The sequence below is a fragment of the Pseudomonas sp. LAIL14HWK12:I10 genome (genome assembly GCF_900184205.1).
GTDB classification, from domain to species: domain Bacteria; phylum Pseudomonadota; class Gammaproteobacteria; order Pseudomonadales; family Pseudomonadaceae; genus Aquipseudomonas; species Aquipseudomonas kermanshahensis.
Window position 1 is genome coordinate 39,191 of record NZ_FXWU01000018.1, and the last position, 10,486, is coordinate 49,676.

Below are 10,486 nucleotides of genomic sequence, written 5' to 3' on the forward strand. Positions count from 1 at the left end.
CTCGGCGTCCCGATCGTAAGGACCCGGGTTGAGTCAATAGGAAGCGGATGATTCACTCATCTCATTCAAGAAAAGGAAAACACCATGGCCAAACCACACGACTGGAACGACTGGGCTGGCGGACTGACACTGGTCCTTCAGACAATCGTTTATGTTCCACTGCTTTACGTCATCCTCATGCCATGGCTCTGCCTTGTGCTTGTGAAGCTTGAGAAGACGCCACTCTTCCCTGGGTTTTTCCACGCGATGGCCTCAACGGGCTGGCTGGTCGCCTCTGGGATTGTGGGCTCGGTAATACTGTTTGTGGTGATTCGTAGCTTGCTCCGCTGAAAAGCGCCGGGACGTATTGGAAACTGGATGCGCCACGCTGCCCAGAATTTATCGTTCAGCCTCGACAGTAGAGTCCTTGGCCAGCGCCGAGAAACCTACGCTTCTCGGCGAATATTCACACACCCCCGAACCTTGCAATACCAAGCCCACCCAGATAACTTGCTCAAGTCGCGGACCATTCCGCGACCGGGTTTGGCGACCCGTACGAAAAGGCGCAACGGCGCCCCGATCACGATTGCAGGCGCTTTTTTTGCGTCCGCAGTTTCGTGTAATGGCGGCTGTGCGTGGGAGACCTTCGGGTCTGCCGGGTTCCTTTTCCTCGGTTCGCCAACCCGCGTACAGCTGCCACCCTAATCGTTTGGCGACGGTCAGCGTGGTGCTTCAACCGAAAAGGACCTCATGCATGCTCACTTTAAGTCCATTAAGGATCCTCGCATCCGCTCTCCGCCGCCGCCCTTCGCCGGCCGCCACCCCCCACCGTTTCTACCCCCTCAACACCCAATCCCACCCCACCTCCAAACCCCAGGAGGCCCCCCATGACTGACCACGAACGCCTCTCCACGATCCAAAGCTACGCCTGGACCCTAGAACTGCTCGGTGAAGCCTTGGTCCAGCACGACGAAATGCTGGAATGCGAACACAACCCGCGCCTGAGCTTCCGCAACACGGCGGGCATCCATCAAGCGATCCAGATCATCAGCCGCCTGGCCAGTGAGCAGTGCGGGAAGGTGATGTCACAGCGCGAGCAGTGCCCGGCCGATTAACCGGCGTAGTGCCTGCAAGCCAACCGTCCCCCCTTTTAAACGACCACTGGCCACCTCAGGGTGGCCTTTGGGCATTAGCAGGCAATACTTCTCTCTATACGCAGGCGTGTTCCTGGTGGCACGCGCCGCTGGGAGGTGTCAGGTGAACAAGCTATCAATCGTGGGTGCCGGGATGGTGGGCGAGGCGGCGGCTCAGATCATCGCCCGGGATGAGTTCTGCCGTGAGCTGGCGTTGATCGATGTGCAGGGTGAGTTGGCGCAGGGCAAGGCGCTGGATGTGTGGCAGGCGGCGGTCGAGGCTGGGTCCGATACGCGAGTTTACGGCGGGGCCAAGGCCGAAATGCTGAAGGGGTCTGAGCTGGTGGTGATCACGGCAGGTGTGCCGCGCAAGCCGGGGCAGTCGCGGCAGGATGTGCTGAGTATCAACCTGCCGATTCTCGATGGCGTCATGCGGGATATCAAACGCCATGCGCCAGCGGCGACGGTGCTGGTGGTGTCGAACCCTGTCGACGTGCTGACTTATCGCGCCTGGTCGCTCAGCGGGCAGGGCCGTAACAAGGTGTTCGGGCAGGCGGGGGTGCTGGATACCGCGCGCATGAAGTGCTTCATTGCCGAGGAGACGGGGTTTTCTGCTCGGGATATCACGGCGCTGGTGCTGGGCGGGCATGGCGATAGCATGGTGCCGTTGATGCGCTACTGCCAGGTGGGGTCGGTGCCGTTGTCGCACTTCCTGTCCAGCGAGCAGATAGAGCGGATTGTGGAACGCACGCGCAAGGGGGGCGGTGAGATTTTGGGGTTGAAGAAAATGGGCAGTGCCTGTGATGCGCCGGGTGTAGCGATTGCGCAGATGGTGGATGCCATCGCCAATGGGCGAAATCGCATTTTGCCGGCGGTGGTGGTGCTGGAGGGCGAGTATGGGCGAACCGACATCGCCATGGGGGTGCCGTGTGTGCTGGCGGAGGAGGGGATTGTGCGGGTGATCGAGTTGCCGCTGGATGGGCAGGAGCAGGCGATGTTTGACCACTCTGCGGATCAGGTGGTGCGGGATATTGCTGAGATGAATGCGTTGTAAGCAGCGGGATAGTGGGGCCGGTTGGGGAATGGCGTACCGGCCCTTATTCATCGTAAGAACGACAGATACATCGTGTATTCACCTGAGTTTGAACACACTTCCATGACTTGCGCAGAATTGCCCCTCAGTTTTGATAAAAACCCACCCAGATTCAGGAGGCCGAATGGAGTACCGCACTGCAAACGACGTCCTGCAAGCGCATTGGGATGGTCGAGTGCCGGTAAACCCGCTCGCCATCGCTCAGGCCATGGGTATTGAGGTCAAGCCGCTCACCCCATTCGATCAGGAGTGCTGGCGTCCGAACGAGAGCGGCCACTATTCCTATCGGAATGGCAAACCGTTGATTACCTACAACGTCACGGATGCGCCTGTACGTCAGCGCTTCACCATCGCTCACGAAATCGGCCACCATGTGCATGGTGATCTGGATGCTCCGCGGGATACCTTCGAGCAATTCAGTGCAAAAGCACGAGACCCCAAAGAGGTGGCTGCCAATAGGTTCGCTGCGGCTTTGTTGATGCCTGCTGCCTTGGTCAAACATATGGTTATGGAGCAGAGGGTCACTGACCTTGCTCGGTTGGCGAGAGCCTTCGGCGTATCGACGGCAGCCATGGAGTTCAGGCTGAAAGCGATTGGGTTCTTATGACAGACACGAGTGATGATCTGTCTCTTGGAGAAGCGGAAAATACCGGCTTGGTCAGCGACTATCTGAGGCGTGAATCCTGGCGTTTCAGATGGGAAAAGCGGTTGACTACTGTCACCGTGGCGTTGGTCATCATTTTTTACCTCGCACTGCTAGGTTTCGTATTCCTCGGCAATATTCGTATTTCCGCAGGCGCTTGGTACTTTTTCACTTCCGTCAAACCTCATTCGACGGGTGATATTCCCATCATCGTGGCTTTATCGACTGTCCCAACCTTGCTACTGATTGCGTTACTACGCTACTTCCATCATCGGCCAAAGCCTGAGCAGGATGATTCGCAGGCCCCCTTGCCGATCAGCGTTGAAGCAGCGAAAGAGATTATCAAGGCAACGACTGATGCGATGAAGGCGCATTAGCGTCGCCGCTCAAACCACACCCAACACCCGCGGCCAAAGGGCCCGCAATGCGTGGCCCTTTTTATAGCGACTAGAAGCTATACCGCGCAGTCAGTTTCACGTTCCGTGGGTCGCCATAAATGTCATACGGGCTCCACCCACCATTGGCTACGCTGCTGTAGTAGGTGCGGTCGAACAGGTTGTTGACGTTGACCTGCAGGTCCAGCTGTTCGCTGGCTTTGTAGCCTGCCACCAACCCCACCACGGTGTATGAGCCTTGCTGGTTGTCCCATGCTGTAGAACCGGCGCCCCCCGAAGTGCGGATGCGGCTCTGTTGGTAGATATCACCACCCACGCGCCAGCGCTGCAGTTCGCCGGGCAGGGTGTAGATCGTCGACAGCTTGAACAGTTGGCGCGGTTTGGCGCGGTCGAAGTCTTCGCCTTCGCGGGCTTTGTTGGCCTCGCTGACATACTTGGTCTGGGTGTAGGTGTAGCCGGCAGCCAGTTGCCAGTTGTCGGTGAGGGCACCCTGGATTTCGAGGTCGATGCCTTTGCTGCGCACCAGGCCGGCCGCCTCGTAACAAGCACTGGCGGCGCCTGAACCGCACCCTTTGACGTCGGGCAGCTCTTGGGCGCGGTTCTTTTGGTCGATCTGGAAAACCGCCAGGCTGGCGTTCAGCGCGCCACCAAAGTACTCGCCCTTGATGCCCACTTCGTAGTTTTCGCCCACCACAGGGTCGAGAGCTTTGCTGTCCAGGCCTTTGCTGGTCTGCGGCTTGAAGATATCGGTGTAGCTGACGTAGACCGAGTGGTTGGTGTCCAGGTCGTAGACCAGGCCGGCATAGCGGGTCAGGTTGCGCGTGATTTTGTAGTTGTTTTCGCTGCTTTCGCTGTCGTCGAATTCGTACCAGTCGAGACGGCCACCCAGAATCAGCGACAGCGGGTCGGTCAAACGCAGGCGGCTGCTGGCATAGACGCTGTCCTGGGTGGTGGTCTCGGGGAGGCCGTTAGGGCCCGTGACGTAATCCGGCTTGGCATGGCCGCGGGGGTTCCATTCGAAGAGGTTGCTGCCGTCGTCGATGAAATCGCTCCAGGCCTTGCCAGACCGATAATCCAGCTGGCGCTTGCTGACGCCAACGGTCAGGTCATGGGTTTGACCGAGCAACTGGAAGGGGCCGCTGACGGCCAGGTCGTAGCCTTTTTCCTTTTGCTCCATGGCTTCGGTCCACAGATAGTGGCGGTCGTATTCCCATATCGAAGAGGCCAGCACGTCGGTGTCGGTCTTGGTCTGCATGGCCGCCAGGCGCAGTGTCCAGTCGTTGGCGAAGCCTTGCTCGAGGGTGGCGAAATAGCCGGTGGTACGGTTGTCGGAATATTCCCAGTCATGGCCGAGGAAGGTGTCGCGTGGCAGCCCGAGGTGGCCGCCGCCACGGGCCATGGGCAAACCGCCCCAAATGTAGTTGGTGTGGTTTTTCTGCCGGTAGGCGCCGAGGGTGATGGTGGTGCTTTCGCTCAGGTCGGCGTCGACCACGCCGTAGAACAGGTCATGGTCACTCTCCACCGAGTCGCGGAAGCTTTTGGCGTCCTGCTTGGAGACCACGGTACGGGCGCGCAGGGTGCCGGTTTCATTCAATGGGCCGCCGATGTCCAGCGTGCCGGTGTAATCGTCCCAACTGCCGGCACTGCCGGTGAGGGTGCCCTGGAATTCATGGGTCGGGCGCTTGCGCACCAGGTTGATGGCACCCCCGGGGTTGCCAGCGCCCTGGGCCAGCCCGGTGGCCCCACGCACGATCTCGACCCGGTCGTACATGGCCAGGTTGGCTTCGCCGCTGGGCAGGTAAGTCAGGAAGCTGGTGGGGAAGCCGTCGTACATGATGTTGTCGACGTCAAAACCGCGGGCGCTGAATGAGGGCCGACCGGCACCGCCGGAGTTGCTGAGGAAGATCCCCGGCGCACTTTTGACCACATCGCTGATGGTGGTCATGGCCTTGTCGTCCATCCGCTTGCGCGTGACCACGCTGACGGCCTGCGGGGTTTCGCGCAGGCTCAAGGGCAGCTTGGTGGCCGTCTGCATCGTCCCGGTGGTGTACGACCCGCTGTTTTCGGTGGTCGCCGCCAGGCCTTGGCTGGTAATGCTGGTAGCGCCCAGTTCCAGGCCAGTGCCCGTGGCCTGTGGTGTCAGCAGGTAGAGGCCATTGCCCTGCGGTGACGCTTGCAGGCCGGTGCCTTGCAGCAGTTGCTGCAAGCCGCCTTCCACACTGGTGGCGGCGTTCAGGCCTGGGCTGCGCAAACCTTCGACCAGGCCTGGTTCGATGGGCAGGGTGATACCGGCTTGGCTGGCGAAATCGGAAAGGGCGCTGCTCAGGTTGCCGGCGGGCACCTGAAAGGTCCGGCCCTGCTGCGCGCTGTGCTCGGCGGCTTGCGACACGGCTGCAGTCAGGCCGCCACCTGTGATGATCAGGCCCAATGCAGCAGCGTGTACTGCCCGCGCCAATGGTTGCATGCCCTGCGTCGTCGCCATGTGTTCGTCCCGCCCTGTAAAAGTGATGTGCTTACGGAAGGGACACGCAACCTGAGCAAAACACGACAATGATTCTTGTTACGTATTCGCGCGCGCCGTGACGGTGACCCAGTAGGGCGTGCGGAAGTGGATGTCCACCGGCAGCGTCTGGCTCAAGGCGCGCAGAACCTGATCGGTATCGCGCAGCTGGAAGGTGCCGGAGATCAGCAGCCTGGCCACGGCGGGGTCGCAACGCAGCAAGCCAGGCCGATAGCGCCCCAGCTCGCTGATGAAGTCATCCAGGCGCGTCTTTTCGACCCGCAGCACATGGTTGAGCCAGTCGAGGCGCTGCTCGGCCAGTGGCATGGGGGGCTGCACAGCCTGGAGGCTGACCTGGGTTTGCTGGCCGGCCGCCAGGCGCACCAGGCCGTCGTCACCCCGTGCCAGGCGCGGGCGCACTTCGACAGCGCCCTCCAGCGCGGCGAGGAATGTGCTGCCTGGGTACTGACGCACCAGCAAGCGGCTGCCGAGCGGGCTGATGTGCGCTTCGGCGGTATCGACGATAAACGGGCGCCTGGCAGGCTCACGGGGTACTTCGACCAGCATCTCACCGGCGATCAGGCGCACGCGGCGAACGCTGTCGTCGTAGGCGATATCGACCGCGCTGCCGGTGTTCAGGCGTAGTTGCCCGCCATCCGGCAAGGGCACGCTGCGCTGCTCCCCGGTGGCCGTGCGCACGTCCGCCTGCCACTCGCGCCACGGCAGCCCGCGGTAGGCTGCGAGGCCAAGCGGGGCGGTGGCAATCAGCAATGCAAGGGTCTTGAGTGCCTGCCTGCGCTCCAGGCTGCGCGGGCGCTCCAGCGCCGCGCGGGTGGGGTCCCCGCTAAGTTGCTGGGCACGGCTGCTGAAGCGCTCGGCCAGTTGCCAGGCGCGCTCATGGTCAGCGTGCCGCGCCCGCCATTCGGCGCCGGCGGCATGTTCGGCGGCGCCGGCGCTGCTGTTCTGCAAACGCACGAACCAGCTGGCGGCTTCGCGGGCAATGCGCCGGTCGATGGGTGCATTACTCATCGTGCGTACTGGCGAGCACGATGCATTCTTCAAACGCCCGCGCCAGGTGGCGTTGCACGGTACGGACGCTGAGCTTGAGCCGGCTGGCGATCTCTTCTTGGGTATAGCCTTCCAGCTGCGCCATCAGAAACGCCTGTCGGCTTTGAGCGGGCAGGAGGGCGAGTACCTGGTCGATTTCATCGAGGGCTTCGAGCACCAGCGCCTGGTGTTCCAGCGACGGTGCCAGCGCTTCTGGCGTTTCCGCCAGCGCGGCCAGGTAGGCGTGCTCCAGCGAGCGGCGGCGATAGAAGTTGAGGGCCAGGCGATTGGCGATTGTGGCCAGATAGGCGCGCGGGGCCGTGTAGTTCAGCGCCTCGCCGGTTGCGCTGCTGAGCAGCCGCACGAAGGTATCCTGGGCCAGGTCCGCAGCATCGGCGGCACTGCCCAAGCGCTTGCGCAGCCAGGTCTGCAGCCAGCCGTGGTGGTGGCTGTAGAGCTGATCGATGGCCTGATGCGGGTGATGATTTGCCGATGAGGTGGACTGCACGGGATACGATAGATGTTAATGAGAATTCATCGCATTCTATCAGCATACGTTCGGCCAGGTGCAAGCAAAAGGTTCAGCGTTTGCTGAACCCTCATAGCGTCATCTGTCTCGCACCCATGCGGGCACGACGCGCACATAAATTAACTCGCTCACCAACTCCATCAGCGTTTGGGTAATCACCGCTGCCGCCGCCAACCCGCGCAGGTCTTCCGGCAACGCCAACGCCAACGGCAACACCACCAGCGAGTTGCGCGTCGAAGCGCTGAACGTCACCGACCTCACCTCGGCCACTGGCAAACGCATCAGCCGCGCGGTGGCAAAGCCGATCACCGGCGCCAGCAGCATGAAGCCGAGGTACACCGGGATCACGGGCAGCAAGCGCTCGAAATCGCGCAGCACGGCGGCAATCTGCGAGCCGATCACCACCACCAGCACGCATGCCATCGCCGGCACCGGCATCCACGCCCAGGCGTCGTTCCACTTCGATGCCGCGCGGGAGCGGCGGGCGCTGGCGCTGGTCAGCACGGCGAGAATCATCGGCAACACAATCAACAGGGCAAACGCTTCCACGAAGGGCGCGATGGAAATTGCCACGGCGTTGCCGTCACCCAGCATCAACGCCAGGTACACCGGCAGCAGGACCAATTGCACCAACAGCAGCAGCGGCGTGGCGGCGAGGGTCTGGCGTGAGTCGCCTTTGCCGATGTGGGTGAACACCACCACGTAGTCGATGCAGGGGGTTAGCAACACCAGCAGGGCGCCGATCAGGATGGCCGGGTGCGCGACCAAGCCGCGGGTGATGGCCCAGACCAGCAGTGGGATAAGGACGAAGTTGGCCAGTAGCAGTGCACTGATGAAGCGGCGGTTGCCCAGGCCTTGGCGCAGGTCGAGGAAGGGGATCTGCAGGAACATCGCGTACATCAGCACGGCAATGGCGGGGGTGATCAGGGCTTGCAGGTGGTGTGCGGTGTCGGTGGCCAGCAGGCCGAAGGCAAGGGCTGCGAGCACGGCTGCGAAGTAGACCGGGATTTGATGGGTTTCGAGTTGCTCTCTGGTCAAGGCAGGGTCCTGTGCGCGCTCGGGTTTTGAAGCGGCACAGGGTAATACGTGAAGGCCCGTGCAGGCGACATCAGGTGTTCAGCCAATCCACCCCGCGTTGCGTGATCAACAGGCTTAGGGTGCATTGCTGGGCAGCGGCGTAGCACGCCAGAAAGCCGCCCACTGGGTAGAGGTTGTGGATCTCCATGGGGTGGCCGTTGCTGGCGATCATCTGGATTTCTCGCCGGTCATCTTCAAGTTGTGCCAGGTCGAACGGGGCGCCGGTCTGCGCATCGATCAAGGTCCACAGGCTAGGGTCTTGGGCCTTGATGGCCTGAGCGGCCACCAGGCCTTCGGCGGTGGTGAATATGCCTTTACCGAAATGAGGCCCGCTGCGCACATACAGTCGATAACCCGCATCGCTGTAGCGAAAATACAGCAGCATCGCGCACTGATCGTCGCCTTTGTCGAACGGGATCAACCCAAACTCCTGACCGTGCTGCCAATCATCGTCCGTGCCGTTGAGCATGCCGAGTGCGTGGGCGCCTTCAATGGCGTACCCCGGCACTTCGTTGGGTGTGACCAGGCTCACGGGCCCTGTGCACAGGCAGTCCAAGCTGTTCACCGGTGATTCGGCGATCTGCAGGGTGGCTGTAAAGGAACGTGTTTTGTTATCTGCCATGGGGTGCCTCCGGTTTGGCGTAGGGGAGGCTGCAGGCTAGGGTGTCTTGCGCAGGGGACCCATTTGGAACAGGTTCCGCGAAGCGGGCAAGCATAAAAAAGCCCGGCGCAAGGCCGGGCTTTTTCACATCAGGCTGGCGCTAATCAGTTGCCGTAAACCGGCAGCTTCTTGCAGATGGCCTTGACCTTCTCACGCACGGCATCGATCACCGCTTCGTTGTTCAGGTCAGCCAGGATGTCGCAGATCCAGCCGGCCAGTTCCTTGCACTCTGCTTCTTTGAAGCCACGGGTGGTCACGGCTGGGGTGCCGAAACGCAGGCCCGAGGTGACGAACGGGGAACGTGGGTCGTTCGGTACCGAGTTCTTGTTGACGGTGATGAAGGCTTTGCCCAGTGCGGCGTCAGCGTCCTTACCGGAGATTTCCTGCTTGATCAGCGACAGCAGGAACAGGTGGTTTTGGGTGCCGCCGGAAACGACGTCGAAACCACGCTCGATGAACACGCTGGCCATGGCCTGGGCGTTCTTCACCACTTGCTGCTGGTAAGCCTTGAACTCAGGCTGCAGGGCTTCTTTGAAGCAGATCGCCTTGGCCGCGATGACGTGCTCCAGCGGGCCGCCTTGGGCGCCTGGGAAAACAGCGGAGTTCAGCTTCTTCTCGATGTCGGCGTTGGCACGGGCCAGGATCAGGCCGCCACGTGGACCGCGCAGGGTCTTGTGGGTGGTGGTGGTGACCACGTCGGCGAACGGCACAGGGTTCGGGTACACGCCAGCGGCAACCAGGCCAGCAACGTGGGCCATGTCGACGAACAGGTAGGCACCGACCTTGTCGGCAATGGCGCGGAAGCGTGGGAAGTCCAGCACCTGCGAGTAAGCCGAGAAGCCGGCAACGATCATCTTCGGCTTGTGCTCTACAGCCAGGCGCTCGACTTCGTCGTAGTCGATCAGGCCGTTGCCGTCGATGCCGTACTGGATGGCGTTGTACAGCTTGCCCGAAGAGCTGACGCTGGCGCCGTGGGTCAGGTGACCACCGTGGGCCAGGCTCATGCCCAGGATGGTGTCACCGGCCGATAGCAGGGCCAGGTAAACGGCGGCGTTGGCCTGGGAGCCAGCGTGCGGCTGGACGTTGGCGTAGTCGGCGCCGAACAGCTCTTTGGCGCGGTCGATGGCCAGTTGCTCGACCACGTCGACGTATTCGCAACCACCGTAGTAACGCTTGCCTGGGTAGCCTTCAGCGTACTTGTTGGTCAGAACCGAACCCTGGGCTTCCATGACAGCCGGGCTGGTGTAGTTTTCCGAAGCGATCAGCTCGATATGCTCTTCCTGGCGCAGAGCTTCTTGCTGCATGGCTTCGAAGAGCTCGGCGTCGTACTTGGCAATGGTCAAATCACGGCTGAACATGGCGGTCCTCAAGGATCGGGCTGAATTGGGGGGGCATTCTAACCGATTGCTTCGGGCCTGGCATATGAAGT

Annotated in this window: 11 protein-coding genes; 5 read left to right on the forward strand and 6 right to left on the reverse strand. The window is 61.6% G+C overall.

The genetic code is table 11. The features are described from left to right. Nucleotides 1-84: 84 nt before the first annotated feature. From QOS90_RS25860 to QOS90_RS25880, 5 genes are all read left to right on the forward strand, one after another. Complete coding sequence (locus tag QOS90_RS25860) at nucleotides 85-330, forward strand: hypothetical protein (protein WP_085274297.1); 246 nt, start codon at nucleotides 85-87, stop codon at nucleotides 328-330. Nucleotides 331-866: 536 nt separating this feature from the next. Further along, the gene (locus tag QOS90_RS25865; RefSeq protein WP_085274298.1) at nucleotides 867-1,094 is read left to right on the forward strand and encodes a hypothetical protein; all 228 of its coding nucleotides are present in this window, start codon (nucleotides 867-869) and stop codon (nucleotides 1,092-1,094) included. A gap of 142 nt (nucleotides 1,095-1,236) precedes the next feature. Further along, the gene (locus QOS90_RS25870) at nucleotides 1,237-2,166 is read left to right on the forward strand and encodes a malate dehydrogenase (protein WP_085274299.1); all 930 of its coding nucleotides are present in this window, start codon (nucleotides 1,237-1,239) and stop codon (nucleotides 2,164-2,166) included. Nucleotides 2,167-2,329: 163 nt separating this feature from the next. After that, a complete protein-coding gene (locus QOS90_RS25875) occupies nucleotides 2,330-2,812 on the forward strand; it encodes an ImmA/IrrE family metallo-endopeptidase (RefSeq protein ID WP_085274300.1) in 483 nt (160 codons plus the stop codon). Continuing rightward, nucleotides 2,809-3,225, forward strand: a complete 417-nt coding sequence (locus tag QOS90_RS25880) for a hypothetical protein (protein ID WP_085274301.1) — start codon at nucleotides 2,809-2,811, stop codon at nucleotides 3,223-3,225. Before QOS90_RS25875 ends, QOS90_RS25880 begins: the two co-directional genes overlap by 4 nt. A gap of 70 nt (nucleotides 3,226-3,295) precedes the next feature. Here QOS90_RS25880 and QOS90_RS25885 read toward each other — a convergent pair whose 3' ends face one another. The 6 genes from QOS90_RS25885 to glyA form a co-directional block, all read right to left on the reverse strand. After that, nucleotides 3,296-5,725, reverse strand: a complete 2,430-nt coding sequence (locus QOS90_RS25885; protein ID WP_085274302.1) for a TonB-dependent siderophore receptor — start codon at nucleotides 5,723-5,725, stop codon at nucleotides 3,296-3,298. 78 nt (nucleotides 5,726-5,803) lie between these two features. Continuing rightward, complete coding sequence (locus QOS90_RS25890; protein WP_085274303.1) at nucleotides 5,804-6,772, reverse strand: FecR domain-containing protein; 969 nt, start codon at nucleotides 6,770-6,772, stop codon at nucleotides 5,804-5,806. Further along, entirely contained in the window at nucleotides 6,765-7,298 is a 534-nt protein-coding gene (locus QOS90_RS25895; protein WP_027594537.1) for a sigma-70 family RNA polymerase sigma factor, read from the reverse strand. The genes QOS90_RS25890 and QOS90_RS25895 overlap by 8 nt, the downstream gene beginning before the upstream one ends. 99 nt (nucleotides 7,299-7,397) lie before the next feature. Beyond that, nucleotides 7,398-8,357 carry an arsenic resistance protein gene (locus tag QOS90_RS25900; RefSeq protein WP_085274304.1) on the reverse strand — a complete coding sequence of 320 codons (960 nt, stop codon included), beginning with the start codon at nucleotides 8,355-8,357 and terminating at the stop codon, nucleotides 7,398-7,400. Nucleotides 8,358-8,427: 70 nt separating this feature from the next. Then, nucleotides 8,428-9,018: a hypothetical protein gene (locus tag QOS90_RS25905; protein WP_027594535.1), complete on the reverse strand. Its 591-nt coding sequence runs from the start codon at nucleotides 9,016-9,018 to the stop codon at nucleotides 8,428-8,430. A 143-nt stretch (nucleotides 9,019-9,161) separates the two neighbouring features. Next, nucleotides 9,162-10,415, reverse strand: a complete 1,254-nt coding sequence (gene glyA, locus QOS90_RS25910) for a serine hydroxymethyltransferase (protein WP_027594534.1) — start codon at nucleotides 10,413-10,415, stop codon at nucleotides 9,162-9,164. Nucleotides 10,416-10,486: the final 71 nt, after the last annotated feature.